The organism is Serratia sp. TSA_7, from assembly GCF_052692135.1.
Genome location: NZ_JBQZFU010000001.1, coordinates 1 through 26,527, shown reverse-complemented (window position 1 = coordinate 26,527; position 26,527 = coordinate 1). Strand labels below are relative to the sequence as shown.

The 26,527-nt window shown below is 55.6% G+C and carries 31 protein-coding genes; 26 read left to right on the top strand and 5 right to left on the bottom strand.

Annotation, left to right across the window (positions count from 1 at the left end):
• Positions 1–129 precede the first annotated feature (129 nt).
• From yceD to ptsG, 15 genes are all read left to right on the top strand, one after another.
• Positions 130–651: a 23S rRNA accumulation protein YceD gene (gene yceD / locus ACUTQW_RS00155; RefSeq protein WP_004943040.1), complete on the top strand. Its 522-nt coding sequence runs from the start codon at positions 130–132 to the stop codon at positions 649–651.
• Positions 652–667: 16 nt separating this feature from the next.
• A complete protein-coding gene (gene rpmF, locus ACUTQW_RS00150) occupies positions 668–835 on the top strand; it encodes a 50S ribosomal protein L32 (RefSeq protein ID WP_004943042.1) in 168 nt (55 codons plus the stop codon).
• An 11-nt stretch (positions 836–846) separates the two neighbouring features.
• On the top strand, positions 847–1,881 hold the full coding sequence (plsX, locus tag ACUTQW_RS00145; protein ID WP_020453780.1) for a phosphate acyltransferase PlsX: 1,035 nt from the start codon (positions 847–849) through the stop codon (positions 1,879–1,881).
• Positions 1,882–1,887: 6 nt separating this feature from the next.
• Positions 1,888–2,841 (top strand): beta-ketoacyl-ACP synthase III, encoded by a 954-nt coding sequence (locus ACUTQW_RS00140; RefSeq protein ID WP_004943045.1) that lies wholly within the window; start codon positions 1,888–1,890, stop codon positions 2,839–2,841.
• A gap of 16 nt (positions 2,842–2,857) precedes the next feature.
• On the top strand, positions 2,858–3,787 hold the full coding sequence (fabD, locus tag ACUTQW_RS00135; protein WP_020438841.1) for an ACP S-malonyltransferase: 930 nt from the start codon (positions 2,858–2,860) through the stop codon (positions 3,785–3,787).
• A gap of 11 nt (positions 3,788–3,798) precedes the next feature.
• Positions 3,799–4,533: a 3-oxoacyl-ACP reductase FabG gene (gene fabG, locus ACUTQW_RS00130; RefSeq protein WP_004943047.1), complete on the top strand. Its 735-nt coding sequence runs from the start codon at positions 3,799–3,801 to the stop codon at positions 4,531–4,533.
• Positions 4,534–4,687: 154 nt separating this feature from the next.
• On the top strand, positions 4,688–4,924 hold the full coding sequence (gene acpP / locus ACUTQW_RS00125; RefSeq protein ID WP_004719003.1) for an acyl carrier protein: 237 nt from the start codon (positions 4,688–4,690) through the stop codon (positions 4,922–4,924).
• 82 nt (positions 4,925–5,006) lie between these two features.
• On the top strand, positions 5,007–6,248 hold the full coding sequence (fabF, locus tag ACUTQW_RS00120; RefSeq protein ID WP_445654748.1) for a beta-ketoacyl-ACP synthase II: 1,242 nt from the start codon (positions 5,007–5,009) through the stop codon (positions 6,246–6,248).
• Positions 6,249–6,430: 182 nt separating this feature from the next.
• Entirely contained in the window at positions 6,431–7,147 is a 717-nt protein-coding gene (locus ACUTQW_RS00115) for an SDR family oxidoreductase (RefSeq protein WP_006324669.1), read from the top strand.
• A gap of 29 nt (positions 7,148–7,176) precedes the next feature.
• Positions 7,177–7,974 (top strand): aminodeoxychorismate lyase, encoded by a 798-nt coding sequence (pabC, locus tag ACUTQW_RS00110; RefSeq protein WP_006324670.1) that lies wholly within the window; start codon positions 7,177–7,179, stop codon positions 7,972–7,974.
• Between the two features lie 13 nt (positions 7,975–7,987).
• A complete protein-coding gene (gene mltG / locus ACUTQW_RS00105; protein ID WP_006324671.1) occupies positions 7,988–9,013 on the top strand; it encodes an endolytic transglycosylase MltG in 1,026 nt (341 codons plus the stop codon).
• On the top strand, positions 9,003–9,638 hold the full coding sequence (gene tmk, locus ACUTQW_RS00100; RefSeq protein WP_006324672.1) for a dTMP kinase: 636 nt from the start codon (positions 9,003–9,005) through the stop codon (positions 9,636–9,638). Before mltG ends, tmk begins: the two co-directional genes overlap by 11 nt.
• On the top strand, positions 9,638–10,645 hold the full coding sequence (gene holB / locus ACUTQW_RS00095; protein WP_006324673.1) for a DNA polymerase III subunit delta': 1,008 nt from the start codon (positions 9,638–9,640) through the stop codon (positions 10,643–10,645). The genes tmk and holB overlap by 1 nt, the downstream gene beginning before the upstream one ends.
• A 14-nt stretch (positions 10,646–10,659) precedes the next feature.
• On the top strand, positions 10,660–11,436 hold the full coding sequence (locus ACUTQW_RS00090; protein WP_004943056.1) for a metal-dependent hydrolase: 777 nt from the start codon (positions 10,660–10,662) through the stop codon (positions 11,434–11,436).
• Positions 11,437–11,772: 336 nt separating this feature from the next.
• Positions 11,773–13,206, top strand: coding sequence for a PTS glucose transporter subunit IIBC (gene ptsG / locus ACUTQW_RS00085; RefSeq protein WP_004943058.1), 1,434 nt, complete (start codon positions 11,773–11,775; stop codon positions 13,204–13,206).
• A 56-nt stretch (positions 13,207–13,262) separates the two neighbouring features.
• Here the strand turns inward: ptsG and mntR are convergent, their stop codons facing one another.
• Complete coding sequence (mntR, locus tag ACUTQW_RS00080) at positions 13,263–13,733, bottom strand: manganese-binding transcriptional regulator MntR (protein ID WP_004943060.1); 471 nt, start codon at positions 13,731–13,733, stop codon at positions 13,263–13,265.
• Positions 13,734–13,962: 229 nt separating this feature from the next.
• Here mntR and ACUTQW_RS00075 point away from each other — a divergent pair, with 229 nt between their 5' ends.
• On the top strand, positions 13,963–15,267 hold the full coding sequence (locus ACUTQW_RS00075) for an Nramp family divalent metal transporter (RefSeq protein ID WP_004943062.1): 1,305 nt from the start codon (positions 13,963–13,965) through the stop codon (positions 15,265–15,267).
• Between the two features lie 55 nt (positions 15,268–15,322).
• Here the strand turns inward: ACUTQW_RS00075 and ACUTQW_RS00070 are convergent, their stop codons facing one another.
• The 3 genes from ACUTQW_RS00070 to ACUTQW_RS00060 form a co-directional block, all read right to left on the bottom strand.
• Positions 15,323–15,598: a hypothetical protein gene (locus ACUTQW_RS00070; RefSeq protein WP_006324717.1), complete on the bottom strand. Its 276-nt coding sequence runs from the start codon at positions 15,596–15,598 to the stop codon at positions 15,323–15,325.
• Positions 15,599–15,928: 330 nt separating this feature from the next.
• Positions 15,929–16,501: an SH3 domain-containing protein gene (locus ACUTQW_RS00065; protein ID WP_071531442.1), complete on the bottom strand. Its 573-nt coding sequence runs from the start codon at positions 16,499–16,501 to the stop codon at positions 15,929–15,931.
• A gap of 295 nt (positions 16,502–16,796) precedes the next feature.
• On the bottom strand, positions 16,797–17,543 hold the full coding sequence (locus tag ACUTQW_RS00060) for an SDR family oxidoreductase (protein WP_004943066.1): 747 nt from the start codon (positions 17,541–17,543) through the stop codon (positions 16,797–16,799).
• A 100-nt stretch (positions 17,544–17,643) separates the two neighbouring features.
• Here ACUTQW_RS00060 and ACUTQW_RS00055 point away from each other — a divergent pair, with 100 nt between their 5' ends.
• Positions 17,644–18,021, top strand: a complete 378-nt coding sequence (locus tag ACUTQW_RS00055; RefSeq protein ID WP_020438848.1) for a winged helix-turn-helix transcriptional regulator — start codon at positions 17,644–17,646, stop codon at positions 18,019–18,021.
• Here the strand turns inward: ACUTQW_RS00055 and ACUTQW_RS00050 are convergent.
• Positions 18,018–18,923, bottom strand: a complete 906-nt coding sequence (locus tag ACUTQW_RS00050; protein WP_006324720.1) for a transporter substrate-binding domain-containing protein — start codon at positions 18,921–18,923, stop codon at positions 18,018–18,020. The genes ACUTQW_RS00055 and ACUTQW_RS00050 overlap by 4 nt on opposite strands.
• Positions 18,924–19,177: 254 nt before the next feature.
• Between ACUTQW_RS00050 and hinT the strand changes: the two genes are divergently transcribed.
• The 9 genes from hinT (at position 19,178) to ACUTQW_RS00005 (ending at position 26,388) form a co-directional block, all read left to right on the top strand.
• A complete protein-coding gene (hinT, locus tag ACUTQW_RS00045; RefSeq protein WP_004943071.1) occupies positions 19,178–19,528 on the top strand; it encodes a purine nucleoside phosphoramidase in 351 nt (116 codons plus the stop codon).
• Positions 19,529–19,540: 12 nt separating this feature from the next.
• A complete protein-coding gene (locus ACUTQW_RS00040; RefSeq protein WP_004943072.1) occupies positions 19,541–19,930 on the top strand; it encodes a YcfL family protein in 390 nt (129 codons plus the stop codon).
• 29 nt (positions 19,931–19,959) lie between these two features.
• Entirely contained in the window at positions 19,960–20,559 is a 600-nt protein-coding gene (gene lpoB / locus ACUTQW_RS00035) for a penicillin-binding protein activator LpoB (RefSeq protein WP_006324721.1), read from the top strand.
• Positions 20,540–21,409 carry a phosphotransferase gene (locus ACUTQW_RS00030; protein ID WP_006324722.1) on the top strand — a complete coding sequence of 290 codons (870 nt, stop codon included), beginning with the start codon at positions 20,540–20,542 and terminating at the stop codon, positions 21,407–21,409. The genes lpoB and ACUTQW_RS00030 overlap by 20 nt, the downstream gene beginning before the upstream one ends.
• A gap of 31 nt (positions 21,410–21,440) precedes the next feature.
• Complete coding sequence (nagZ, locus tag ACUTQW_RS00025; RefSeq protein WP_006324723.1) at positions 21,441–22,460, top strand: beta-N-acetylhexosaminidase; 1,020 nt, start codon at positions 21,441–21,443, stop codon at positions 22,458–22,460.
• A 75-nt stretch (positions 22,461–22,535) separates the two neighbouring features.
• On the top strand, positions 22,536–23,078 hold the full coding sequence (ycfP, locus tag ACUTQW_RS00020; RefSeq protein ID WP_006324724.1) for an alpha/beta hydrolase YcfP: 543 nt from the start codon (positions 22,536–22,538) through the stop codon (positions 23,076–23,078).
• 332 nt (positions 23,079–23,410) lie between these two features.
• The gene (locus ACUTQW_RS00015; protein WP_006324725.1) at positions 23,411–24,715 is read left to right on the top strand and encodes an NAD(P)/FAD-dependent oxidoreductase; all 1,305 of its coding nucleotides are present in this window, start codon (positions 23,411–23,413) and stop codon (positions 24,713–24,715) included.
• 361 nt (positions 24,716–25,076) lie between these two features.
• Positions 25,077–25,613, top strand: a complete 537-nt coding sequence (locus ACUTQW_RS00010; protein ID WP_020438851.1) for a glycine zipper 2TM domain-containing protein — start codon at positions 25,077–25,079, stop codon at positions 25,611–25,613.
• A gap of 289 nt (positions 25,614–25,902) precedes the next feature.
• Entirely contained in the window at positions 25,903–26,388 is a 486-nt protein-coding gene (locus tag ACUTQW_RS00005) for an RrF2 family transcriptional regulator (RefSeq protein WP_006322456.1), read from the top strand.
• Positions 26,389–26,527: the final 139 nt, after the last annotated feature.

Sequence of the window (26,527 nt, the reverse complement as noted above, 5' to 3'; positions counted from 1 at the left end):
AAACCGTAGCGTAAATAGAGTGGGCATTTTAAACTGTCCGCCGCTGAGGAAGCGAATAATGGTGAAAGGTACCGTTTTACGGCCTTTTTCTTTGACTCTACGTCGTTACAAAGTTAATATGCGCGCCCTATGCAAAAGGTAAAATTACCCTTGACCATTGATGCGGTACGTACCGCTCAGAAACGCCTGGACTATGTTGGTTCCTATGCGCCTGAGCAGGTTACACGTGTTGCCGACTCCGTGGTCAGTGTGGACAGTGATGTTGAGGTTTCGTTATCGTTCGATATTGATAACCAACGCCTCGCGGTGATAACAGGGCATTCGGACGTTCAGGTAACCCTGATGTGCCAACGCTGTGGTGTCCCGTTCGAGCGTCATATCCACACAACATATTGTTTTAGCCCGGTCGTCAATGATGAGCAGGCTGAGGCATTACCGGGAGCGTACGAACCGATCGAAGTCGATGAGTTTGGCGAAGTCGATCTGTTGGCAATGATTGAAGACGAAATTATTCTTTCACTGCCTGTCGTCCCGTTACATGAATCTGAACACTGTGAAGTGTCCGAAGCGGACATGGTATTTGGCAAACTGCCTCCAGAGGCGGAGAAACCGAATCCATTTGCCGTATTAGCCAGTTTAAAGCGTAAGTAATTAAGGAGTAAGGTCCATGGCCGTACAACAAAATAAACCAACCCGTTCCAAGCGTGGCATGCGTCGTTCACACGATGCTCTGACCACCACCACATTGTCTGTTGATGCGACTTCTGGTGAAACTCATCGTCGTCACCACATCACTGCCGACGGTTTCTACCGCGGTCGCAAGGTTATCGGCTAAGTAGCGGTACCTTGACTCGTCTAACCCTGGCGTTAGATGCAATGGGCGGGGACTTCGGTCCCTGCGTCACAGTGCCTGCTTCATTGCAGGCACTGGCCTCTAATTTACAGCTTCATCTCCTGCTGGTCGGCGATCCCGACGCCATCTCTCCTTTACTTGCCAAAGCCGATCCGGTTCTTCTGGAGCGTTTGCAAGTCGTGCCCGCTGAATCAGTGATTGCCGGCGACGCCAAACCCTCACAAGCGATACGCGCCAGCCGTGGCACATCTATGCGCATTGCGCTGGAGCTGACCAAAAACGGCGATGCGCAGGGTTGCGTCAGTGCAGGTAATACCGGTGCGTTGATGGGCCTGGCGAAAATGCTGATTAAGCCGCTGGACGGTATTGAACGTCCGGCGCTGATGACCGTGATCCCAAACCAGCAGCTCGGTAAAACCGTAGTGCTGGATCTGGGCGCCAACGTTGAATGCGACAGCACTATGCTGGTGCAGTTTGCGGTAATGGGCGCAGTGATGGCCGAAGAGGTGGTGGGTATTGCGCAGCCCCGCGTGGCGCTGCTGAATATTGGTGAAGAAGAGACCAAAGGCCTGGATAATATCCGCGAAGCGGCCGCCGTGCTGAAAAACACCCCGGCAATCAATTATATTGGTTACCTGGAAGGCAATGACCTGCTCACCGGTAAAACCGATGTCCTGGTCTGCGACGGCTTCGTGGGTAACGTCACCCTGAAAACCATGGAAGGGGTGGTAAGAGTATTTTTATCGCTGCTGAAATCATCCGGAGACGGTGGCAAGCAGGCGTGGTGGTTAAAGTTGTTAGGCCGTTGGTTGCAAAAACGGGTGGTAAAGCGGTTCGGCCACCTGAACCCCGACCAGTATAATGGCGCATGTCTGTTAGGATTGCGCAGCACCGTAATCAAGAGCCACGGCGCTGCGAACCCACACGCGTTTGCAGTAGCAATCGAACAGGCTGTGCAGGCGGTGCAGCGGCAAGTCCCTGAAAGGATTGCTGCGCGCCTTGAAGCTGTATTACCTAAGAGTGACTGATCGTACATGTATACAAAGATTCTCGGTACGGGGAGTTATTTACCCGTACAAGTGCGCACCAATGCTGACCTTGAAAAAATGGTGGATACCTCTGACGAGTGGATCGTCACGCGTACCGGTATCCGTGAGCGCCGTATCGCTGCCGCTGATGAAACCGTGGCGACGATGGGCTTCCATGCTGCTGAAAAAGCGCTGGAAATGGCAGGTGTGGCTAAAGAAGACATCGGGTTGATCGTAGTTGCGACCACCACCTCAAGCCATGCATTCCCTAGCTCCGCTTGCCAGGTGCAGCAGATGTTGGGCATTAAAGACTGTGCGGCCTTCGATCTGGCCGCAGCCTGCGCCGGTTTTACCTATGCGCTGAGCGTGGCCGATCAGTACGTCAAGAATGGCGCGGTGAAACATGCGCTGGTGATCGGTGCGGACGTGCTGTCACGCACGCTGGATCCTGAAGATCGCGGTACCATCATTCTGTTCGGTGATGGCGCGGGTGCGGTGCTGTTGGGCGCGTCCGAAGAGCCGGGCATCCTGTCAACCCATCTGCATGCCGATGGCACCTACGGCGGCCTGCTGACGCTGCCGTTCAAGGATCGTCAGGATCCGGAGCAGCCGGCCTACGTTACCATGGCAGGCAATGAAGTATTCAAAGTTGCGGTTACCGAACTGGCTCACATCGTGGAAGAAACGCTGCAAGCCAACAATCTGGACCGCGACCAACTGGATTGGCTGGTGCCACACCAGGCCAACCTGCGCATCATCAGCGCGACGGCGAAAAAACTGGGTATGGGGATGGAGAAAGTGGTAGTGACGCTCGATCGTCACGGCAACACTTCTGCCGCCTCGGTCCCTGCAGCGTTCGACGAAGCCGTGCGTGACGGGCGGATCCAGCGCGGCCAACTGGTGCTGCTGGAAGCCTTTGGCGGCGGCTTTACCTGGGGCTCGGCGCTGGTCCGTTTCTGATTAACAGGAAGAAAAAATGACGCAATTTGCTTTTGTTTTCCCAGGTCAGGGGTCTCAGGCTCTTGGCATGTTGGCCGATTTGGCTGCGCAATTTCCGATCGTTGAAGAGACTTTCAGCGAAGCCTCGTCCGCTTTGGGCTATGACCTGTGGCAGTTGGTGCAGCAAGGCCCGGCGGAAGAGCTGAACAAAACCTGGCAGACGCAGCCGGCATTGCTGGCCGCTTCCGTGGCGATTTTCCGCGTCTGGCAGCAACAGGGCGGTAAAGCGCCTGCGATGATGGCCGGCCACAGCCTGGGTGAATACTCGGCGTTGGTGTGTGCGGGCGTGCTGGATTTCCAGGCGGCGATCCGCTTGGTTGAACTGCGCGGCAAACTGATGCAGGAAGCGGTGCCGGAAGGCACTGGCGCGATGTTCGCCATTATCGGCCTGGATAACGAGGCTATCGCCAAAGCCTGTGAAGAATCCGCTCAGGGTCAGGTTGTTTCCCCGGTGAACTTCAACTCTCCGGGGCAGGTTGTCATAGCCGGCAACAAGGAAGCGGTCGAACGTGCAGGCGCGGCCTGTAAAGCCGCGGGTGCCAAGCGCGCGTTGCCGTTACCGGTGAGCGTGCCTTCGCATTGTGCGTTGATGAAGCCGGCGGCAGACAAACTGGCCGTTGCGTTGCAGGAGATTACCTTCAGCGCGCCGCAGGTCGCGGTAGTGAATAACGTCGACGTGCGAACTGAAACCGATCCAGAAGCCATCCGCAGTGCGCTGGTACGCCAGCTGTACAGCCCGGTGCGCTGGACCGAGAGCGTAGAGTTTATGGCAGCACAGGGCGTTACGTCGCTGCTAGAGGTTGGTCCGGGTAAAGTTCTGACCGGTCTGACTAAACGTATTGTTGACACCCTGACGGCGGCGGCGGTTAATGACGCAGCGAGCCTGTCAGCGGCGCTTGAACAATAAAGAGGAAAATAATGAGCTTCGAAGGTAAAGTTGTTCTGGTCACCGGCGCTAGCCGGGGTATTGGCCGGGCTATTGCAGAATCGTTTGTGGCACGTGGCGCCAAAGTGATCGGCACCGCCACCAGTGAAAGCGGCGCTGAGGCTATCAGCAGCTATCTGGGTGCAAGCGGCAAAGGGTTTGCGCTGAACGTTGTTGATGCTCAATCTATCGACAGCGTTCTGGCATCTATTCGTGCTGAATTTGGCGAAATCGACATTTTAGTGAATAATGCCGGCATTACGCGTGATAACCTGCTGATGCGCATGAAGGATGATGAGTGGCAGGATATCCTGGACACCAATCTGACTTCCGTATTCCGTCTGTCAAAAGCGGTAATGCGAGCTATGATGAAAAAGCGGTTTGGCCGGATCATCACCATCGGTTCCGTAGTTGGCACCATGGGCAACGCAGGGCAGGCTAATTACGCGGCGGCTAAAGCCGGTTTGATTGGTTTTAGTAAGTCTTTGGCACGTGAAGTTGCTTCGCGTGGCATTACGGTCAACGTCGTGGCACCTGGTTTTATTGAGACGGACATGACACGGGCGTTGACAGATGATCAACGTGCAGGCATTTTGTCATCAGTTCCAGCCAATCGGCTGGGGGATGCTAAAGAAATCGCCAGCGCTGTTGCTTTTTTAGCCTCTGATGAGGCTGGCTACATCACCGGTGAAACGTTACATGTCAATGGCGGCATGTACATGATTTAAAAAATGCGAAAACTATTTGCGTTATTTGGGGTAAAAACCGCAAAATAGCGTAAAATCGTGGTTTGACCAGCCGGGATTTAGTTGCATCTTTTTCAACATTTTATACACTACGAAAACCATCGCGAAAGCGAGTTTTGATAGGAAATTTAAGAGTATGAGCACTATCGAAGAACGCGTTAAGAAAATCATTGTTGAGCAACTGGGTGTTAAACAGGAAGAAGTTTTAAATAACGCTTCTTTCGTTGAAGATCTGGGCGCTGATTCTCTTGACACCGTTGAACTGGTAATGGCACTGGAAGAAGAATTCGATACCGAGATTCCAGACGAAGAAGCTGAGAAAATCACTACTGTTCAGGCAGCTATTGATTTCATCAACGCTAGCCAGCAGTAAGAGAACATATCTAGGCGGTCACTCGACCGCCTAAGTTTTTTCTATCCCTAGTGTCATATTTTTCCCTCCTTGGAGGACAAACGTGTCTAAGCGTCGAGTAGTTGTGACCGGACTGGGCATGTTGTCTCCTGTCGGCAATACTGTAGAGTCCACGTGGAACGCTCTTCTTGCCGGTCAGAGTGGCATCAGCCTGATCGACCATTTCGATACCACTGCCTATGCGACCAAGTTTGCTGGCCTGGTAAAGAATTTTAATTCAGAGGATTTCATCTCTCGCAAAGATGCGCGCAAGATGGATGCTTTCATCCAGTACGGAATCGCTGCCGGCATGCAAGCCATGCAGGATGCGGGGCTGGATATCACCGAGGCTAACGCCAGCCGCATTGGTGCCGCTATCGGCTCCGGTATCGGCGGCCTGGGTTTGATTGAAGAAAACCACAGTTCACTGGTTAACGGTGGCCCACGGAAAATCAGTCCGTTCTTTGTGCCGTCAACCATCGTGAACATGATTGCAGGCCACCTGACTATTATGTTCGGCATGCGTGGTCCGAGTATTTCCATCGCTACCGCCTGTACGTCAGGTGTGCACAACATTGGCCATGCCGCGCGTATCATTGCTTACAATGATGCCGACATTATGCTGGCCGGTGGCGCAGAGAAAGCCAGTACTCCTTTGGGCGTTGGCGGTTTCGGCGCAGCGCGCGCGCTGTCGACCCGCAACGAAAACCCGCAAGCGGCCAGCCGCCCATGGGATAAAGACCGTGACGGTTTTGTCCTGGGTGACGGTGCCGGCATGATGGTGCTGGAAGAGTACGAACACGCCAAGAAACGCGGCGCCAAGATTTACGCTGAAATTGTCGGCTTTGGGATGAGCAGCGATGCCTATCACATGACGTCGCCGCCGGAAAACGGTGCGGGCGCGGCGCTGGCAATGGAAAATGCTTTGCTTGACGCAGGTGTGACTACGTCACAAATCGGGTATATCAATGCGCACGGCACTTCCACGCCGGCCGGTGATACCGCCGAAACCCAGGCAGTGAAGTCGGTATTTGGCAGCGATGCGAAGCGCGTGATGGTCAGCTCGACCAAATCGATGACCGGCCACCTGTTAGGTGCGGCAGGCGCGATTGAATCGATCTTCACCGTGCTGGCATTGCGTGATCAAGCGGTTCCACCAACCATCAACCTGGATAACCCGGATGAAGGTTGCGATCTGGACTTCGTTCCGCACGAAGCGCGCCAGGTAAGCGATTTGCAGTATACGCTGTGTAACTCCTTCGGTTTCGGCGGTACTAACGGTTCGCTGATCTTCCGCAAGGTGTGACGTGTCTGCTGGCAGACTGTAAAAAACCCGCTTTCGAGCGGGTTTTTTTATGGGTTGTTTACAAGTGAAAAGATGAGTTCCGCACTTTTTTGGCTGAAAAATTAATGGAATAGGCTTTACTGGGTGAAGGTTGCCGGCAAAAGTCGGAGTAAATCCATGGTTAGACAAGCAGGAGAAAGTGTATGTTGAGCGGAAAACGTGCGTTGGTTACTGGGGGCGGGCGCGATTTTGGGCAAGCCGTGTCGGTCTGGCTGGCGCGTGAGGGCGTTGACGTGGATATCTGCGCCCGACAACTCAGCAGCGCAAGGGAAACTCAAAACATCATACGAGCCGAAGGCGGACGGGCGCAGGCTTACCAGTGCGATATTGCCGATCCGGCTTCACTTACGGCGTTTGTCGATCAACTGTTGCAGGACGACAGGCCGATCGACATTCTGGTTTTGAGCGCTGCCCAATGGCTGGAGGGGGCTCTGGAGAGCAAAGATGATGCTGACGTCATCAGCACCATCAATTCCGGGCTGACGGGGAATATTTTACTGACCCGTGCACTCTTGCCGAGCCTGCGGCTTTCGGCCGGGGCTGATATTATGGTGATGGTATCGGTGTGCGGCATACCTCAGTTCATCCAGTCGAGTGCCCACCCGGCGTTTTTTGCCGCCAAGCAGGGGATCGGGGGCTTTTGCCACAACATCGCGCACCACCTGGCAGCGGAAAACATTCGGGTGACGGGTTTCTATCCGCCGGATTTTGAAATGAGCGCCCTGGATGACGGGCCAACAGAACAATCGGATCAACCCGTGCTGAACGCACGTTCGATCTGGGAAACGATGCGTTTTGTGTTGCAGCAGCCACGCAGTTGCCACATTAACGCCATCCACTTCCAGGGGCCTTGCCGCTAGCGCCGGCATAACGAGGAGAGTGTGGAAATATGTACTGGATTAACGGACAACAGCACGATGCGTTAGCGCCAAGCGATCGCGGTTTGCAGTTCGGTGATGGCTGTTTCACCACTGCCCGGGTTATCGACGGCAGAATCGAGCTGCTTCCCTGGCATATCGAACGCCTGCAACAGGCAGCTCAGCGGCTGATGATGCCGCTCACTGATTGGGGCGCTCTTGAAAGTGAAATGGCGCGTGCGGCAGAATCTATCCCGCTCGGCGTGGTCAAAGCGATACTGACGCGCGGCAGCGGCGGACGAGGTTACAGCCCAAAGGGGTGTGAAAATCCTACGCGCATTGTCTCTCGCAGCGCTTATCCCACGCACTACCTGTCGTGGCGTGAACAGGGCATCAGCCTGGCGCTCAGCCCGGTGGCACTGGCGTGTAATCCGTTGCTTGCGGGGCTTAAGCATCTGAACCGTCTGGAGCAAGTGTTGATCCGCGCGCATCTTGACCAGACGGCCGCCGACGAGGCGCTGGTGCTTGACACTGCCGGTATGCTGGTGGAATGCTGTGCGGCTAATTTATTCTGGCGTAAAGGAAAAGCGGTATTTACGCCCGATCTGAGCCAGGCCGGCGTGGCTGGGTTGATGCGTCGAAGGGTGATTGAGCTGCTGGCGGGCAGTGAATATTCGCTGCATTACGTCAGCGAGCCGCCAGCCACTCTTGCCGACGCCGAAGAAGTGCTGGTGAGTAACGCGCTGATGCCGTTGCTGCCGGTAAATACAGCGCAATCATGGCGTTATCACTCACGCCAACTCTATGATTTTTTGCGTCCACACTGTTAACGATGGCTGATTGATGAAGAAAAGAAAGCTGAAGGTCGTTTCTCTTATTGTTGTTCTGGTGTTGGCCCTGCTGTGCTGGGGTTACCAGAAAGTTGAACGCTTTGCTGATACGCCATTGGCGATCCAGCAGGAAGCCATTTTTAAACTGCCGGCGGGTACCGGGCGGGTAGCGCTGGAAGGCTTGCTGGTACGCGACAAGCTGATCCGCAACGGTGCCTGGTTCCCGTGGTTGCTGCGCCTGGAGCCGCAACTGGCAGAGTTCAAGGCCGGCACTTACCGCTTTACGCCGGGAATGACGGTGCGCCAGATGCTTAAACTGTTGGCCAGCGGTAAAGAGGCACAGTTCAGCGCGCGTTTTATCGAAGGGTCGCGCCTGCGTGACTGGCTGTTGGTGCTGCAGCAGTCGAAATACCTCAAACATACGCTGGCGGGCAAAAGCGAAGCGGAAATCGCCGTGGCGCTGGGCCTGCCGGAGGACACTCATCCGGAAGGGCGCCTGTATCCGGATACCTATCTGTATACTGCCGGCATGAGCGATATCGCGTTGCTTAAGCGTGCTCATCTGCGCATGAGCAAGACGCTGGAAGCCGCCTGGCAAAGCCGCGATACCAGTTTGCCCTACAAGACGCCGGAAGATTTGCTGACTATGGCTTCAATAGTCGAGAAGGAAACCGCCGTGCCTGAAGAGCGCACCAAGGTGGCTTCGGTATTTATTAACCGCCTGCGTATCGGCATGCGCCTGCAAACTGACCCAACGGTGATCTACGGCATGGGCGACGCCTATAATGGCAATATTACCCGTAAAGATCTGGAAACGCCGACGCCGTACAACACTTATGTGATCAGCGGCCTGCCGCCGACACCGATCGCCATGCCGGGCCAGGCTTCTTTGGAAGCCGCCGCCAATCCGGCGAAGACGCCTTATTTGTACTTTGTCGCCGACGGCAAGGGCGGCCACCAGTTTACCACTAACCTGGCAAGCCATAATCAGGCGGTGCGCGCCTATCGCCAGGTGCTTAAGGAAAAGAATGAAAAGTAAATTCGTGGTTATCGAAGGGCTTGAGGGCGCGGGGAAAACCACCGCGCGCGATACCGTGGTCAACGTACTGCGCGAGCACGGCATTAACGACATTGTCTTTACTCGCGAACCCGGCGGGACTCCGCTGGCGGAAAAACTGCGGGATCTGTTCAAACGCGGCATAGACGGCGAACTGCCGACTATCAAAGCCGAAGTGCTGATGCTGTATGCAGCCCGCGTGCAACTGGTAGAAACCGTCATCAAACCGGCGCTGGCGCGTGGTGCCTGGGTGGTCGGCGATCGTCACGATTTGTCATCGCAGGCCTATCAGGGCGGCGGTCGTGGTGTAGATCAACAACTGATGGCTTCACTGCGTGACACCGTCTTGGGGGATTTCCGCCCGGACCTGACGGTTTATCTGGATCTGCCGCCGCTGGTTGGCCTGCAACGCGCCCGTGCACGCGGCGAGCTGGATCGTATTGAGCAGGAAGCGCTGCCGTTCTTTGAACGCACCCGCTCGCGCTATCTGGAGTTGGCGGCGCAGGACGATTCTATCGTCACCGTCGACGCTTCCCAATCGCTGGAACAGGTGACGGCGGCTATCCGCCGTTGCCTCAGCCAATGGCTACAGCAGGAAGGCGTATAATGAACTGGTACCCGTGGCTGAACACGCCTTACCGTCAGTTGGTCGGGCAATATGCCGCAGGCCGTGGTCACCATGCGCTGTTGCTGCATGCTGCCGCCGGCAATGGCGACGAGGCGCTGGCCTATGGCCTGAGTCGCTGGTTGATTTGCCAACGGCATAACGGCGAGAAAAGCTGCGGCGAGTGCCACAGCTGCCGGCTTATGCTGGCGGGCAACCATCCGGACTATCACGTATTGACGCCGGAGAAGGGCAAAAGCAGCCTGGGGATTGAACCTATCCGCCAGGTGATCGAAACCCTTTATTCCCACGCCCAGCAGGGTGGCGCCAAGGTTATCTGGTTGCCGCAGGCGGAATTGCTGACTGAAGCGGCCGCCAATGCCCTGCTGAAAACGCTGGAAGAGCCGCCGGAAAAAACCTATTTCCTGTTGAGCTGCCGCGAGCCTTCACGGTTGTTGGCGACATTGCGCAGTCGCTGTTTCTATTGGCATCTCGCCAGCCCGGATGAGCAACTCAGTTTGCAGTGGTTAAACCGGCAAATGCCGGGCAATCCGGTGGATCTCCTCACTGCGCTGCGGCTGCATGACGGTGCGCCGCTGGCTGCCGAACAACTGCTGCAACCCGAGCGTTGGCAGCAGCGCGGCGCTCTGTGCGCAGCACTGAATGCCGCCTTGCCGCAGCATGACATGCTGTCGCTGTTGCCGGTGCTGAATCATGAAGACGTGGCGGAGCGGCTGCACTGGCTATGCGCATTGCTGGTGGATGCCATGAAGTGGCAGCAGGGCGCGGCGAGCTTTGCGCTTAATCAGGATCAGCAACCGCTGGTACAGCAATTGGCCAGCCAGCTGAGCGGCACCTCGCTGCAGCAAGTGGTACAGCAATGGCTTAACTGTCGCCATCAGTTGCTTAACGTAACCGGCGTCAATCGCGAGCTGCTGCTGACCGAACGATTACTCAGTTGGGAGCAGATGCTCGGTGCTACCGGCTATTTTCATCCTCATTCGTTGTAAAAGAGTTAACTATTATGTTGTTAGTAGATTCGCATTGTCATCTTGATGGCCTGGATTACCAAACGCTGCACCAAAACGTGGATGACGCCCTGGCAAAAGCCAAGGCGCGCGATGTCGGTTACGTACTGGCCGTCGCCACCACTTTACCGGGGTATCAGGCCATGACGCAATTGATCGGCCCGCGCGATGACGTGGCGTTTTCCTGCGGCGTTCACCCGCTCAATCTTGAGGGCGGTTACGATTACGCCGAGCTGCGTCGTTTGGCGGCGGCAGATCAGGTAGTGGCGCTGGGAGAGACCGGGCTGGATTACTTCTATCAGAAAGACAATCTCGAGCTGCAGCAAGCGTCATTCCGTGAGCATATCCGCATTGGTCGTGCGCTGAACAAACCGGTGATCGTGCATACCCGCGACGCGCGTGAAGATACGCTGGCGATCCTGCGTGAGGAGAATTCGCAGGACTGCGGAGGCGTGCTGCACTGTTTTACCGAAGATATCGCCACCGCAGAAGCGTTGCTGGATCTGGGGTTCTATATTTCCTTCTCCGGCATTTTGACCTTCCGCAATGCGGAGCAACTGCGCGAGGTGGCGCGTTACGTGCCGCTTGATCGCATTCTGGTGGAAACCGATTCGCCGTACCTTGCCCCGGTGCCGCATCGCGGCAAAGAAAACCAACCTGCCTACGTGCGTGATGTGGCTGAATACATGGCGGTATTGAAGGGCGTGAGCCTGGAAACGCTGGCCGAAACCACTACCGCCAACTTTTCACGCTTATTTCACATCGAACTATAATCCTTGGCCTAGGCTTAGCTGTAGTCATTGATGTTGGGATTTTTTTTAAGCTCGTAATTAATCGCTGAAACGGGTAATGTTCCCACCCGTTTTATGGCGGTGGCTGGGCGTTTTTTTGTCTTTTTTGATAAAAAATAGCCGATTTAAGAAAAATACCCGGCTTTGTTCATCGAAACGTGACTGCCATCAAACATTGCGCAGGCTATTTATTTTACTCTGCGTAAAAATTCAAGGGGTGCTCAGACACCCTGAATTGCAGGGGTTTTTCTCCCCCCCTTGCAGCGCGAAGAATCGCGAGAAGTAGCAAAGCACTATTACTCAGGAGCACACTCAACTATGTTCAAGAACGCATTTGCAAACCTGCAAAAAGTAGGTAAGTCGCTAATGCTGCCGGTTTCCGTATTGCCTATCGCAGGTATTCTGCTGGGCGTCGGTTCCGCCAACTTTAGCTGGCTACCTACGGTAGTTTCTCACGTGATGGCGGAAGCCGGCGGTTCAGTTTTCGCCAACATGCCGCTGATTTTCGCTATCGGTGTTGCCCTGGGCTTCACCAATAACGATGGTGTATCTGCGTTAGCTGCGGTAGTGGCTTACGGCATCATGGTGAAAACCATGGCGGTGGTTGCACCTTTGGTTCTGCACCTGCCGGCTGAAGAAATTGCGGCTAAACACCTGGCGGATACCGGTGTGCTCGGGGGGATTATCTCCGGCTCCATCGCGGCCTATATGTTTAACCGCTTCTTCCGTATTCAGTTGCCTGAATACCTGGGCTTCTTTGCCGGTAAGCGGTTTGTGCCGATTATCTCCGGCCTGGCGGCGATCGTTCTGGGCGTAGTTCTGTCCTTCATCTGGCCGCCAATCGGTACGGCTATCCAGACCTTCTCCCAATGGGCTGCTTATCAGAACCCGGTAGTGGCGTTTGGTATCTACGGCGTGGTTGAACGTGCGCTGGTGCCGTTTGGTCTGCACCATATCTGGAACGTACCTTTCCAAATGCAGATCGGTGAATACACCAACGCGGCCGGCCAGGTATTCCACGGCGATATCCCGCGTTACATGGCGGGTGACCCGACTGCGGGTAAACTGTCCGGTGGCTTCCTGTTCAAAATGTACGGTCTGCCTGCTGCCGCTATTGCCATCTGGCATTCAGCCAAGCCGGAAAACCGCGCAAAAGTCGGCGGTATCATGATCTCCGCTGCGTTGACCTCGTTCCTGACCGGTATCACCGAGCCGATCGAGTTCTCCTTCATGTTCGTTGCGCCGATCCTGTACGTAATCCACGCCATTCTGGCTGGCCTGGCGTTCCCGATCTGTATCCTGTTGGGGATGCGTGATGGCACCAGCTTCTCGCACGGTCTGATCGACTTTATCGTGCTGAGCGGTAACAGCAGCAAGATCTGGTTGTTCCCAATCGTGGGTATCATCTATGGTCTGGTGTACTACACCATCTTCCGCGTGCTGATTGCCAAACTGGATCTGAAGACGCCTGGCCGTGAAGACACCGTTTCCGAGCAGGTCGCTCAGGGCGGTTCTGAAATGTCCGCGGCTCTGGTTCAGGCCTTTGGCGGTAAAGATAACATCACCAATCTGGATGCCTGCATCACCCGTCTGCGTGTTAGCGTGGCGGACGTGAGCAAGGTTGACCAGCCTGGTCTGAAAAAACTGGGTGCTGCCGGCGTTGTTGTTGCAGGCTCAGGCGTTCAGGCTATCTTTGGTACCAAATCTGACAACCTGAAAACCGATATGGACGAATACATCCGTAATCACTAATTCAGGCTGGGGAGCTTTGAGGGAGGCGAAAGCCTCCCTTTTTTATTGGCGAGGATTTATTTCCCGGCGTGGCTTTGCAGAAAACGTTCAAACACCGCCAGGGTGTCGCTAGAAATGTGATGCTCAATCCCTTCGCTGTCCAGCTCCGCCGTTTCAGTCGGCACCCCAAGGCACACCAGCAGATCGACCACAATACGGTGGCGGCGGCGCACCTGCTGCGCCAGTTGTTCACCTTCTTCGGTCAGAAAGACCCCGCGATACGGGCGTGACTCTACCAATCCGGCACTCTTCAGCCGCGCAATGTTCTTGATCGCAGTAGGGTGGGAAACGCCAAAGCGGCGGGCGATGTCGGTGGTTCTGGCTTCGCGAGTGGTCAGCAGCAGATCGGCAATCAGTTCGACGTAATCTTCGATCAACGCATTCGACTGCGCTTCACGGGCGCGGGTAAAGCGCAGGGCGTGCTCAGCCTCATCCGGCATTTCAGCCAAGGTGGGGCGTTCGGCGTTATCTGACGCGCTTGTTACCATATTCTGAGACGTCCTTTATAGGTTAAGTCAGTGAGTTCCAGACTAATGGAATCCTGCCCTACGTTAGTCTAATAGCGACGCATTATCAATTCAGCCGCCGTACTCAATGACAATAAGAAATATTTGTACACAAAGGTAAAGTATCTTCCATTTTGCATAAAGTGTAGCCGATGCTACATTGCTCTGAGTATTGGGTGAAAAATAACCAGAATAACATTGAGGGTAAAATATGCGTGAGGCGGCAACCACCACATCGTTAACCGAACGGACCAATACGGCGATTGGTAACGCACTGGCCGGGCGCAAGCGCGGCGCGTTTACGCCGCTATTGTTCGCCGGGCCGGCGGTGATTGCCTCCATTGCCTACATGGACCCCGGTAATTTTGCCACCAATATTCAGGCCGGTTCAAAATACGGTTACAGCCTGTTGTGGGTGGTGGTGATGGCCAATCTTATTGCCATGCTGTTCCAGGCGCTGTCGGCCAAGCTGGGCATCGTCACCAACCGTAACCTGGCGGAAATGTGCCGCGATCAATTCTCGCGCCCGGTGGTGATCGGCATGTGGCTGCTCAGCGAGGTGGCGGCAATGGCCACGGATCTGGCGGAGTTTCTGGGTGGGGCTATCGCACTCGCCTTGCTGTTCCATATGCCGCTGTTGGCGGGGATGGGCGTAACGGCGGTGATTACCTATGCATTATTAATGGTAGAAAAGAAAGGTTTCCGCCCGGTTGAGCTGATGATTGGCGGGCTGGTGGCGATCATTGCCCTGTGCTATCTCGCCGAGATGTTTATCGTGCCGGTCGACTGGCTGGCGGCGGGCACCGGCATGGTAACGCCACAGTTGCCGGATGCGCAGGCATTGACCATTGCCGTCGGCATTATCGGTGCCACCGTAATGCCGCACGCCATTTTCCTGCACTCGGGTCTGACCCAGCACCGTACGCCGGCCAGTAACAATGGCGAACGTCGCAAGCTGCTGCGTTTTTCCAATATCGAGGTGGTGATCGCGCTGGCGATAGCCGGGTTGGTGAATATCGCCATGGTGATTATGGCTTCCAGCGCCTTTCATGCCGGTAACAGCGACGTGGCGGAGATCGGCACGGCGTACCATACGTTGACTCCGCTGTTTGGCGCCGCCGCCGCCGGGATCTTCCTGATGTCACTGATAGCATCCGGTATTTCAAGCTCGGTGGTGGGCACCATGGCGGGCCAGATGATTATGCAAGGGTTTGTCGGTTTCCGCATCCCTGTATGGGTGCGTCGGCTGGTGACCATGATCCCGGCGTTTATCGTGGTGGCGTTAGGGGTTAATGCGACGGACGCGTTGGTCTACAGCCAGGTGGTGCTGAGCCTGGCGCTGCCGGCGCCGATGATTGCTCTGGTCATGTTTACACGCCGCCGCGACATCATGGGCGAGTTTGTGAACAGCCGCCTCACCAGCCTGGTATCGATCATCGGCACGGTGATTATCATCCTGCTCAACATGGTGCTGCTGCTGCAGACGTTCGGCGTCACCATTCCCGGTCTGGGCTGATTGATAAGCCGTGCGTTTGTTACGGTCACGGCTTGTCTTCTCTCTATAACTCGCGTTAAGGCATCGTTTTCGGTGCCGAGTTTTGACCGCCGGTCAGGGCCTTCTCATCGTTGGAAATGCTGCCGCTATTAGCCGCCCATACGCCTTCTTGCGTTTTGGTCACCTGCTGGTGGCCGGCATTCAGGTTCTGGCCGACGGCGGCGATATGGTTGGACTCTACGTCGCCGGTATTTTTTGCCCAAGGGATGGTTTGATCGCCGGCTTGGGCGATGCCGCTAAACGCCATCGGTATCACCAGCAGCGCGGCATGAATGAAGGTTTTGATTTTCATGATCTCAATGTCCGTTGATGCATAGGCTACGGTAAATCGGTGCCATAGCGATTCAGGGAAAAGCAATTGAGGGTGGGGGATTACCTAAGGTCAGTCTGATTGCGGCTGGCGGTCTGGGATCCGCACTACGCCCTGTCTATTCAGTGTAGGACGGGTTATCAGTGACCATCAGCAGGCGGATGTAAATGAAGCCCATGAGTTATATCAGCGCATGTAAAAATGTTACCTTGGAAATAATTACTGCGCTTATTATATAGGTGTTTTCAGGATACCTAAGCCGACAGCCATCCTTCACTTCCCTGGCCGGTATGACTCAATAATAGGCGGTTATTACACGCCGTAGCGTTTGTTTCCTCCCGAAGTGATGCAGTAACGCCCGCCTCGTGGGCCTATACATATTCTTCCTGACGAACAGGGGCATCCGGCGGCACTTTCCACGTTGCGCTTTGGCGTGGGCCGATATACAGGCTGCTTTGGCGCTGGGGTCTGGCGGCTTTTTTGATAGCACTTATCGCCATGACACAAGGACTTTGTAGAAACCCATTGGCTCGATTGGTTACCCGGCGTGATCCTTGCCCAATTATCGCGCTCTTGGTAAACGGTGATACTTTGTCCACGTTTTAGGGACGTAATGACTTTACCGTTCGGTGCGTTTCGGACGTTGAGCCGATCGGCCGCTACATATTTAGTGGGTAAAGCGGCATCATTTTGCGGTTGAGGAGGCTGTTCGCCGATATCTAATGCCTGATTGGCCGGCGGCGTATAAACATGGGCCGTTGAGGTGCCGGATTGCGGCATCGACGTGTTTTTTTCTGATTTATTGTCAGATTTGAATGCAAACCAAAGAACGATGGCGGCGATTACCAATATTCCTACGCCTTGATTGTTCTTTTTGCTTGCCATCAGTCTTCACCATCCAAATTGGGTAAACATTAAGGCTAGACGCAGTTTAAGAACGCATCAATGAAAGGATATTTTATTATTATCATCTAATAATATTATTACTTAACTCACTGTTTGTTCCGTAACTTAATTTCACCGTCGGGTTCTCCCAACGGTGAATGATACTCTATAGCTTGCAAATTGCGGCCAGGCACCCAACTGGCTCATCCTCTGGCGCTGACTTGAGTCAGTCACTGGGGTGAGCGCATGCAGGTAACGACGCTGCAGCTTGCAGGATGACGGGTATATAAGGGTATTACAAATTGCCCACTCCGCCGTCAATCTGCAGCTCGGCCCCGACCATAAACGCGGATTCGTCAGAGGCGAGGAACACGGCCGCTTTCGCCAGTTCCAGCGGCGTGCCCATGCGGCCGATCGGCACCAGGGCACGGATGTCATCGCGCAGCGCTTGCTCGTCTTCTTCTTTCAAGCCCAGCTTGCCCAAGGCCGGTGTTTCGGTTGGGCCAGGGCTCAGGCCATTGACCCGAATACCCCGCGGATGCAACTCACCGGAAAGCGTTCTGGCCAGCGACAGCAGGCCGGCCTTGCTGGCGGCGTAAACGCTGCTTAGCGGCAGGCCGATATGCGCGCTGACCGAGCCGCACAGAATAATCGAGGCCGGATTCGCCAAGAGTGGCAGCAGCGCCTGAATCAAGAAAAATGGCCCTTTGAGGTTGATGTCCATCAGCCGCTGATAGCTCTGCTCATCCCATTGCTGCAACGGAAGGTGAGTGACGTCACCGGCGTTGATATACAGCGCGTCAAGGCGCGGCCAGTGGCTGGTCAACTGTTGCGCTAAAGCTTGCTGTTGGCGGATATCCCCGGCGTCACTGCGCAACAGCAGCACGTCGCCCAGCGCTTTCCCCGCTGCGTCGAGGCCGCTTTGGCTGCGGCCGGTGATCGCCACGGTGGCGCCTTCGGCAATAAACTGGCGTGCGGTTTCCAGACCAATCCCGCTGGTGCCGCCGGTGATCAACGCGTATTTACCTTTAAGTCGTGACATAACCTGCCCTCTGTTTCCCGTTGGTAGCGCCATTATTTGCGCTATAGTATCTTTTGCATAGTAGGCACCTTTTGGATACTAAGGTACGGAGTGGGATGAAATGACGACGGCAGCGCTTTCGGCAGCGGAAAAAAATTTAACGACGTTGCCGGCAACAGACGAGCCTTGCCCTATGGTGGGGTTTGTGAATCTGGTAGCGGGTAAATGGGCGATCCCGATCCTTTACAGGTTGATCATGATCGACGGCCCGGTGCGTTTCAGTGAGTTGCAGCGCGCGGTGGCGCCGATCGCCCAGAAAGAGCTGACGCGCCAACTGCGGCAGTTCGAACAGCGTGGCCTGGTTACGCGGCAGGTATTTCCGGAAGTCCCGCCGCGCGTTGAATACCGGATTACGGCGCTGGGCACATCCCTGCGCCCGACGCTGGACTCGCTGGCCGAGTGGATGCGTGCGCATGCACCGCAATTGAACGCTGACTAATCGCCGATCCCCGGCGGGTTGATGGTGGAACGCTCGACCTTTTCATCATGTTCGCCCCAACGGTCCAGCACCTGCGCGTATTCGCCGCTGACGATCACCCCATTAATGGCAGCGTTAATGGCGGCGACCAGGCCATTATCTTTTTTGGTGGTCACCGCGACATAAGCGACGTTAGGGCCGATGCCGACCATTTTGGTTCTGCCGGTTAGCGCCGCTTTATAGGCACCGGTAGAGTGGGGGCCAAAGAAAGCGTCGGCGCGCCCGGACTGAATGCTCAGGTTGGCGGCGGCGTCATCGGTGACATAAATCGGTTGCACCGGCGCCAGGCCGTTGGCGCGGTTCTGTTTATCCCAACCGAGCAGGATGTTTTCCTGATTCGTACCGGAACCGACAATAATCCGCAGCCCGGCAACGTCCGCCGGCCGGTTGATGGAGGCGATCTTGCTGGTGGATTTCACATAGAAACCCAGCGTATCTACGCGGTATGTGGCGAAATCAAATTTGGTTTTCCGCAGCTTGGTGACGGCAATATTAAAAATGGCGGCATCGTACTTGCCGGAAGTAATGCCAAGCGGCCAGTCCTCCCAGGAGGTGGGCACAAGATTCAGTTCCAGCCCCAGGCTGTCCGCCACCAGTTGCGCGATATCCGGGTCGCTGCCGATCAAGGTTTTATTGTCTTCGGCAAACAGCGCCAGCGGCGGGGAGTTTTCAGACGCCACCGCTACGGTTAACTTGCCCGGTACGGCAAAATGGTAATTCGCCGGGATCAAAGCGACGGCCGCCGGGTTTTTGAGCGCGCGTATATGTTGCTGATTGGCCTGCAGATCGATAATGTTTTTGCTTTCCGCCTGGGCCGCACCGCACAGCAGCAGCACGCCCAGCGCCAGGGTTTTGAGTGGCATGGTGTTTTCTATCCTTTGCTAATCATAGAGTTACTATTGGCGGCGGCCGCGGGCAAGTAAAGCAACAATAGTGAATAACCAAAGTGAAAAAAATCAGATGATTGCCGCAGTGATCTAATGGCAGAGGCATGGCTAGCCTGGCAGGTTGCCTGATTCTGCATCACTCGACGCGATAAGTGCGCAATCAGGTTGAAAGCAGTAGAATTTGTCACTCATACTGCGTACAGATTATTTTCCTCAACAAGGAATGCCAGATGGCCGAAGAAACGATTTTCAGTAAAATTATCCGCCGTGAAATCCCTGCTGATGTGGTCTACCAGGACGAACTGGTCACCGCGTTCCGTGATATCTCACCTCAGGCTCCGACCCATATTCTGATCATCCCCAATGTCTTGATCCCAACGGTAAACGACGTAACCGCAGAGCACGAAGCGGCGCTGGGTCGCATGATCACCGCCGCGGCGAAAATTGCCGAACAGGAAGGCATCGCCGAAGACGGCTATCGCCTGATTGTTAATTGCAATCGCCATGCCGGCCAGGAGGTCTATCATATTCATATGCACCTGGTCGGTGGCCGTTCGTTGGGGCCGCTGCTGTCACGCTAACCGAGGTCAATCATGCGCTATAGCAAAACCCTGCGTTGTCTGATGGCGCTGGCGTTACCCGCCGCAATGCTGATGGGCTGCAGCAATCGGCCCGGCATTGCGGTTAACGAGCGGCAGGCGGTGGTGATGGATTCGCCGGTGCTTACCGCAGGTATCGTGGCCGATAACCCGTCGATTAAGGATGCCTCCGGGCGCGTGATGGCCACTTCGGTGCTCAGCAACAACCAACCGACGCCGGTAACTGTGCATTACCGATTCTACTGGTATGACAATCAGGGGCTGGATATTCGGCCCTTTGAAGAGCCGCGCACCGTTACCGTTGCGCCAAATTCAGACGCTGAAATTTACTCGATTAACGGCAATCTCGATGCCAAGCGCGTGCGTCTGTATCTATTCTTGTAAGCTCTTGCTTTAGTTGTTGGAGAGGGATAATGAAAAAGTATCTAGTTGTCGCACTGGCCGCGTTGACGTTAAGCGGCTGTTTGTCACGTCCCCCAGAGCCTGAACAGCCACCGGCCACCGTTGAGCCGGCCAAACCGCCGGTGGTGGTAGAGCCGCAGCCGCAGCCGCAACCCCAGCCGCCCATTGGCGAGCAGGTACCGCAACCGCCAAAAATCCAGCAACTTGACTGGCTGAGCAGCGTGCAACCGCTGGTGAACCAGATGCTGAAAGCCGATGGCGTCAACCCGGGCAGCGTGCTGCTGCTGGACAGCGTGAAGAACAACACCAACGGCGCATTGCAAACCGCTAAAGCCACCTCCGCGTTGCACAAGGCGCTGGCATCGAACCAAACCTTCTCCGTCGTGCCGGAAGCGCAACTGGCGACCGCCAAGCAGACGCTGGGCCTGTCGGCGGATGACAGCCTGGGGTCGCGCAGCAAGGCCATTGGCCTGGCGCGTATCGTCAGCGCACAGTACGTGTTGTACAGCGATGTTAGCGGCGACGTGAAGTCTCCAACGCTGGATATGCAGTTGATGCTGGTACAAACCGGTGAAATCGTCTGGTCAGGCAATGGCGCTGTTACCCGCTGAGACCGCGCTGCGAAGGCTGATTGAGAGCGAACTGCCGGCGGTGAAAACCGCCGGTTGTCGTTTCAGTCCGGTGCAGGGGCTGACCGGCGAAAGTTGGCGCATTGACGGTGAGGGCGTGCAATTGTTGGCGCGCCAGCAAAGCGCAGAGAAAACGGCGCTCGGCGTGAGCCGGCGGCGAGAGGCGCGTGTGTTGCGCCGTGCAGGCGAAGGCCTGGGTCCGCAGGTTTTAGTGCAGAGTAATCAATGGATTATCCTGGAATGGCTAGCTGGTGACGTTGTCACTGAGGCGCATTTTACGCGCCTGAATCAGCACGGCGAGCTGGCGCGATGGGTTGCCCGTTTGCACCGGCGGCCGCTCAGCGGTTATCCGTTGAACCTGCATAGCCAGTTTGCCCGTTACTGGCAGCAGTTGGATCGTCGGCGTTTGACGCCTGCCTGGCTGCGGCTGCATCAGCGCTTCTTGCAAGCCCGGCTGCCGTCTCCGCTGAAAATAGCCCCGCTGCATATGGATATCCATCCGGGCAATTTGATTGCACAGGGCGAAGGAGTACGGCTGATTGACTGGGAGTACGCCGCCGACGGTGACATCGCACTCGAGATTGCTGCGCTGTTTCGCAGCAACGCGTGGTCTGCGGCCAATCAGCGGCATTTTTTGCAGCACTATTCTCTACAGGGCTACAACGACTTGCCGCTGCTGAGCACGCAGGTGCAGCGCTGGTTGCCGTGGGTGGATTACCTGATGCTGTTATGGTTTGAAGTGCGCTGGCAACAAACCGGCGATAGCGAGTTTTTACGCTGGGGCGCAGTGCAGCGCCGGCGTTTTTGTTTATCATCCCCATGTTCTGAATGAATAATGAAGTGAGGTGGCCGTGGGCCCAGTAATGTTAGATGTCGCCAGCTATGAGCTGGATGCCGAAGAACGTGAGATTTTAAAACACCCGCTGGTCGGCGGACTCATCCTGTTCACCCGCAACTTCCACGATGCGCAACAGCTGCGTGAATTGGTGCGCCAAATCCGCGAGGCTTCCCACGATCGGCTGGTGGTGGCGGTGGATCAGGAAGGCGGGCGCGTCCAGCGCTTCCGCGAGGGGTTCACTCGCCTGCCGGCGGCGCAGTCGTTCGCCGCATTGAACGATGCCCATGAGGGCGGGCGTCTGGCGCAGGAGGCCGGCTGGCTGATGGCGGCGGAAATGATCGCGCAGGATATCGACATCAGTTTTGCGCCGGTGCTGGATATCGGTCACGTCAGCGCGGCGATTGGCGAACGCTCATTCCACAGCGACCCGCAACAGGCGCTGGCGATGGCCGAACGTTTTATCCTGGGTATGCACAGCGCCGGGATGAAAACCACCGGCAAGCATTTCCCCGGCCATGGTGCCGTCAGCGCAGATTCACATAAAGAAACCCCGCGCGACCCACGCCCGCTGGCGCAGATCCGTGAGCATGACATGGCGATCTTCCGTGAATTGATCAACCGTCAGTTGCTGGACGCCGTGATGCCGGCGCACGTCATCTATACTGAAGCGGATCCGCGTCCGGCCAGCGGTTCGCCATACTGGCTGCAACAAATCCTGCGCCAGGAGCTGGGTTTTGACGGCGTTATCTTCTCCGACGATCTGTCGATGGAAGGGGCTGCCATCATGGGCAGTTACGCTGAGCGCGGCCAGGCGTCGCTGGATGCCGGCTGTGACATGATCCTGGTGTGCAATAACCGTCAGGGGGCGGTCAGCGTGCTGGATAACCTGTCCCCGGTCAAAGCAGACCGGGTGAAGCGGTTATATCATCGCGGTCAGTTCACCCGTCAGGAATTGCGTGATTCTGCGCGTTGGCAGCAGGCGCACAAAGAGCTGAGCGCGCTCAGCGAACGCTGGGAAGAGCATAAGCAGCAGAGTGCCGGGTGAACCCAGGGCGTCGTAATGCGGCGTAGTAAATGATGAGGGCTGCGGCGCGGCCCTCGGCTTGTTGCGAGGATCCATATGATTATCTATTTGCATGGCTTCGATTCCACCAGTCCCGGCAATCATGAAAAGGTTTTACAACTGCAGTTCATTGATCCGGACGTGCGTTTTATCAGCTACAGCACCTTGCACCCACGCCATGATATGCAGCATCTGTTGAAAGAGGTGGACAAGGCGGTTCAGCAGGAAGGGGATAAGCATCCGCTGATCTGCGGGGTGGGGCTGGGCGGTTTCTGGGCCGAACGCATCGGTTTCCTGTGCGGCATCCGGCAGGCGATCTTTAACCCTAATCTGTATCCTGAAGAACATATGCACGGCAAAATCGACCGGCCGGAAGAGTACCGCGATATCGCCACCAAATGCGTCGAGGATTTCCGAGAGAAAAACCGCGATCGCTGCCTGGTCGTGCTTTCCCGTCAGGATGAGGTGCTGGACAGCCAGCGCAGTGCAGAACTGTTGCACAAGTACTACGAAATCGTCTGGGATGAGCAACAGACCCACAAGTTCAAAAATATCTCGCCGCACCTGCAACGCATCAAGGCGTTCAAGAGCCTGCTTTAACAGTTTCATAACGCCTGACGCCGCCGCAACGATTGCTTTTTACCGGCAAGAGTTGCGGCATTTTTTGTCAAAAAAGCCCCGTTTTGCCCGCCCGGCGGCAAAATTTAAAACTGTGACGCAGCGCTAACTATTTGAATCACAATCCTCAAAAATTCCCCTCGTCCAGCCTTTAACCAAAAAAGTTTGATGCACATCAATTTTGGTATGACCAAATAACCTCACATGCTATTCTGGCTTTAGATAGCAGGTTTATTTTAAGCGAACCCTATGTATTCTAAGGATATTATTTATTTACCCTTGGATAACAATTGGTTCACATTTAGGGGGTTATTTTGACAACGCCAAAGAAAAAAATCGTTATTGTCGGCGGTGGCGCCGGCGGCTTGGAACTGGCAACCAGTCTGGGCCATAAACTCGGCCGCAAGCACAAAGCCGAGATCACGCTGGTGGACCGTAACCACAGCCATCTGTGGAAACCCTTGCTGCATGAAGTAGCAACCGGTTCCCTTGATGACGGCGTGGACGCGCTGAGCTACCTGGCGCATGCACGTAATCACAATTTCAGCTTCCAACTGGGATCGCTGACCAACATTAACCGTGAAACGCAAACGCTGCAGTTGGCGCAAATCTGCGACGAGCAGGGTGAAGAACTGGTGCCAGAGCGCGAGTTGTCTTATGACATTCTGGTCATGGCGCTGGGCAGCACCTCGAACGATTTCGGTACCGCAGGCGTAAAAGATAACTGTATCTTCCTGGATAACCCGCATCAGGCACGCCGTTTCCACAATGAAATGCTGAACCTGTTCCTGAAATTCTCGGCGCAACCGGGGCAGAAAGAGCGGGTGAACATCGCCATCGTCGGCGGCGGCGCCACCGGCGTGGAGCTGTCCGCCGAGCTGCACAATGCGGTAAAACAGTTGCACAGCTATGGTTTCGAAGGCCTGGACAACAGCGCGTTGAACGTGACTCTGGTCGAGGCGGGCGAGCGCATTCTGCCTGCGTTGCCGCCGCGTATTTCCGCCGCTGCGCACCAGGAATTGAACAAACTGGGCGTGCGCGTACTGACCAACACCATGGTCACCAGTGCGGATGCCAAGGGCCTGAATACCAAGGGCGGCGAATTTATCGATGCCGATCTGATGGTATGGGCGGCCGGCATCAAGGCGCCGGACTTTATGAAGGACATCGCCGGGCTGGAAACCAACCGCATTAATCAACTGGTGGTGGAACCGACGCTGCAGACCACGCGCGATCCGAACATTTTCGCCATCGGCGACTGCGCCTCCTGCCCGAAAGAAGGCGGCGGTTTTGTGCCGCCACGCGCCCAATCGGCGCACCAGATGGCGTCACGCTGCTTCACCAACATTCTGGCGTTGATGAGCGGCCAAGCGCTGAAGCCGTACGTGTATAAAGACCACGGTTCTCTGGTCTCGCTGTCCCGCTTCAGCACCGTCGGTAGCCTGATGGGTAACCTGATGCGCGGTTCGATGATGGTAGAAGGGCGTATCGCGCGCTTCGTCTATATCTCGCTGTACCGCATGCATCAGGTCGCACTGCATGGCTACATCAAAACTGGCCTGATGATGCTGGTTGGCGGCATCAACCGGGTGATCCGCCCGCGTTTGAAAATGCACTGACAGCCGCAGTTATCGACTCGCCCACGCCGGTTCGCCCGCGTGGGTTTTTTTATGCCGGCGCGCAGGCAGCATTGGTGGTTGCGGGGTTTATGGCCAGCACGAAATTTCGTCGGCATGGGTAAAATTCTTAAGATTCCTCCTAAACACCGGTGAGAAGCGGGGTTTCCAGCATCTTTGGTCACATTGTCTTATTGCGGGGATCTGGAACATTGTGCAGACTTTACCTCGTTTACAGACGGCGCGTCGCGCACGCCGTAAACCGGGATACCCTTTGCCGCCCATGCGCAAAATAATAAGCGCGGCGCAATGTCGGTAGCGTTCCCGGTACAAATGCGTGGTAACACTTTCAGGAGGATTTCCTGTGAACAAGTCAATGTTAGCCGGTGTTGGGATTGGTGTTGCAGCCGCTCTGGGTATTGCCGCGGTTGCCAGCATGGATGTGTTTTCTTCTGGTCCGCAATTTGCGCAGGTGCTCGCTGCCACGCCGATCAAAGAAACCATCAAAACCCCGCGTCAGGAATGCCGCAATGTGACCGTCACTCACCGTGCGCCCGTGCAGGATGAAAACCGCATTGCCGGTTCGGTGTTGGGTGCGGTAGCCGGTGGCGTGATTGGCCACCAGTTCGGCGGCGGTCGCGGTCGTGACGTTGCGACAGTGGTTGGCGCGCTGGGCGGCGGTTATGCCGGTAATCAGGTGCAGGGGGCAATGCAAAATAACGACACTACCACCAGCACACAACAGCGTTGCAAAACGGTTTACGACAAATCACAGAAAATGCTGGGTTACGATGTGACCTACAAGATTGGCAATCAGCAGGGCAAGATCCGTATGGATCACGATCCCGGCACCCAGATCCCGCTGGATAAAAGCGGCCAACTGGTGCTGAACAAGGCCTGATCACAGTTTAAGAATTAAACCCGCGGACAGTGTTAGTTCTGATCGTTTAACGCAGTTAAGCGAGCGGCATTAATATTGACGCGGGTTTCTGCTTTATTCCGCCGCCGCTTTACGTCGAGCCGGCATCAACGGCATCTTTTACGCTAATGTATCCGTGCGATTTCCCAGGGCATAACTTCAATAATGCGGCAATATTTGTTATATTATTGTGCAATTGAGCGGGTGTTATGGCGTGATGCCGCACCGGCCAAGCCTGAGATTTTGGTCTCCTGGAGACAGAGATAAAGACATGCTAGATTTCCGCTTTCCGACAGCATTGCAAATGGTACTTAGCGTAGCCTTGGCTGAAAAGCAGGGCCTGCGTTCGACCAGCGCGATCCTTGCCGCCGGTCTGGAAGCCAACCCCAGTTTCATCCGCAAGCTGATGGTGCCTTTGACCAAAAATGGCATTATCGTTTCCACTTTGGGCCGTAACGGCTCGATTCACCTTGGCCGCCCTGTGGAAGAGATCACCCTGCGTGATATCTATTTGTCCGTCATTGACGATAAACGCATCTGGGCTGCGCGGCCGGAAGGGCCTGCGCGTTGTCTGGTCAGCGCCAATGCCTGCTGGTATTTCAAGTCGGTAGTGAATGAGGCGGAAGAGGCATCGCTGGCGGTGCTGGAGCGCCATACGGTTGCGGATGCGTTGGCCGAGCTGGAGCGTGGCGATAAACGTAGCTGCGCGGAATACGTGGCGGAAACGGCGAAACTCGCGGAAGCTGCGGATAAATAATCTGCGGTGTTGATGTGACTAGTCCTGATATAGGTTGACACTTTTCAGCCTTATAACGCCCGATGAACTTCATCGTTATGGTGGAAGGAGAAGTTCGCCAGTCAAGCTGACCGTATTTGCGCAGCCAGTTCATGACAGT

Excerpts from the sequence above, each read along its gene's own strand:
- ACUTQW_RS00050 (WP_006324720.1), bottom strand. The coding sequence starts at position 18,923 with ATGCCACTCAAAACCCTGGCGCTGGGCGTGCTGCTGCTGTGCGGTGCG.
- nagZ (WP_006324723.1), top strand. The coding sequence starts at position 21,441 with ATGTTAGATGTCGCCAGCTATGAGCTGGATGCCGAAGAACGTGAGATT.
- lpoB (WP_006324721.1), top strand. The coding sequence starts at position 19,960 with ATGAAAAAGTATCTAGTTGTCGCACTGGCCGCGTTGACGTTAAGCGGC.
- ACUTQW_RS00115 (WP_006324669.1), top strand. The coding sequence starts at position 6,431 with ATGTTGAGCGGAAAACGTGCGTTGGTTACTGGGGGCGGGCGCGATTTT.
- ACUTQW_RS00060 (WP_004943066.1), bottom strand. The coding sequence starts at position 17,543 with ATGTCACGACTTAAAGGTAAATACGCGTTGATCACCGGCGGCACCAGC.
- ACUTQW_RS00030 (WP_006324722.1), top strand. The coding sequence starts at position 20,540 with ATGGCGCTGTTACCCGCTGAGACCGCGCTGCGAAGGCTGATTGAGAGC.
- acpP (WP_004719003.1), top strand. The coding sequence starts at position 4,688 with ATGAGCACTATCGAAGAACGCGTTAAGAAAATCATTGTTGAGCAACTG.
- ACUTQW_RS00040 (WP_004943072.1), top strand. The coding sequence starts at position 19,541 with ATGCGCTATAGCAAAACCCTGCGTTGTCTGATGGCGCTGGCGTTACCC.
- tmk (WP_006324672.1), top strand. The coding sequence starts at position 9,003 with ATGAAAAGTAAATTCGTGGTTATCGAAGGGCTTGAGGGCGCGGGGAAA.
- mntR (WP_004943060.1), bottom strand. The coding sequence starts at position 13,733 with ATGGTAACAAGCGCGTCAGATAACGCCGAACGCCCCACCTTGGCTGAA.
- ACUTQW_RS00075 (WP_004943062.1), top strand. The coding sequence starts at position 13,963 with ATGCGTGAGGCGGCAACCACCACATCGTTAACCGAACGGACCAATACG.
- ACUTQW_RS00070 (WP_006324717.1), bottom strand. The coding sequence starts at position 15,598 with ATGAAAATCAAAACCTTCATTCATGCCGCGCTGCTGGTGATACCGATG.
- holB (WP_006324673.1), top strand. The coding sequence starts at position 9,638 with ATGAACTGGTACCCGTGGCTGAACACGCCTTACCGTCAGTTGGTCGGG.
- yceD (WP_004943040.1), top strand. The coding sequence starts at position 130 with ATGCAAAAGGTAAAATTACCCTTGACCATTGATGCGGTACGTACCGCT.
- mltG (WP_006324671.1), top strand. The coding sequence starts at position 7,988 with ATGAAGAAAAGAAAGCTGAAGGTCGTTTCTCTTATTGTTGTTCTGGTG.
- fabD (WP_020438841.1), top strand. The coding sequence starts at position 2,858 with ATGACGCAATTTGCTTTTGTTTTCCCAGGTCAGGGGTCTCAGGCTCTT.
- ACUTQW_RS00090 (WP_004943056.1), top strand. The coding sequence starts at position 10,660 with ATGTTGTTAGTAGATTCGCATTGTCATCTTGATGGCCTGGATTACCAA.
- ycfP (WP_006324724.1), top strand. The coding sequence starts at position 22,536 with ATGATTATCTATTTGCATGGCTTCGATTCCACCAGTCCCGGCAATCAT.
- hinT (WP_004943071.1), top strand. The coding sequence starts at position 19,178 with ATGGCCGAAGAAACGATTTTCAGTAAAATTATCCGCCGTGAAATCCCT.
- pabC (WP_006324670.1), top strand. The coding sequence starts at position 7,177 with ATGTACTGGATTAACGGACAACAGCACGATGCGTTAGCGCCAAGCGAT.
- ACUTQW_RS00055 (WP_020438848.1), top strand. The coding sequence starts at position 17,644 with ATGACGACGGCAGCGCTTTCGGCAGCGGAAAAAAATTTAACGACGTTG.
- ACUTQW_RS00140 (WP_004943045.1), top strand. The coding sequence starts at position 1,888 with ATGTATACAAAGATTCTCGGTACGGGGAGTTATTTACCCGTACAAGTG.
- ACUTQW_RS00005 (WP_006322456.1), top strand. The coding sequence starts at position 25,903 with ATGCTAGATTTCCGCTTTCCGACAGCATTGCAAATGGTACTTAGCGTA.
- fabG (WP_004943047.1), top strand. The coding sequence starts at position 3,799 with ATGAGCTTCGAAGGTAAAGTTGTTCTGGTCACCGGCGCTAGCCGGGGT.
- ACUTQW_RS00065 (WP_071531442.1), bottom strand. The coding sequence starts at position 16,501 with ATGGCAAGCAAAAAGAACAATCAAGGCGTAGGAATATTGGTAATCGCC.
- ptsG (WP_004943058.1), top strand. The coding sequence starts at position 11,773 with ATGTTCAAGAACGCATTTGCAAACCTGCAAAAAGTAGGTAAGTCGCTA.
- rpmF (WP_004943042.1), top strand. The coding sequence starts at position 668 with ATGGCCGTACAACAAAATAAACCAACCCGTTCCAAGCGTGGCATGCGT.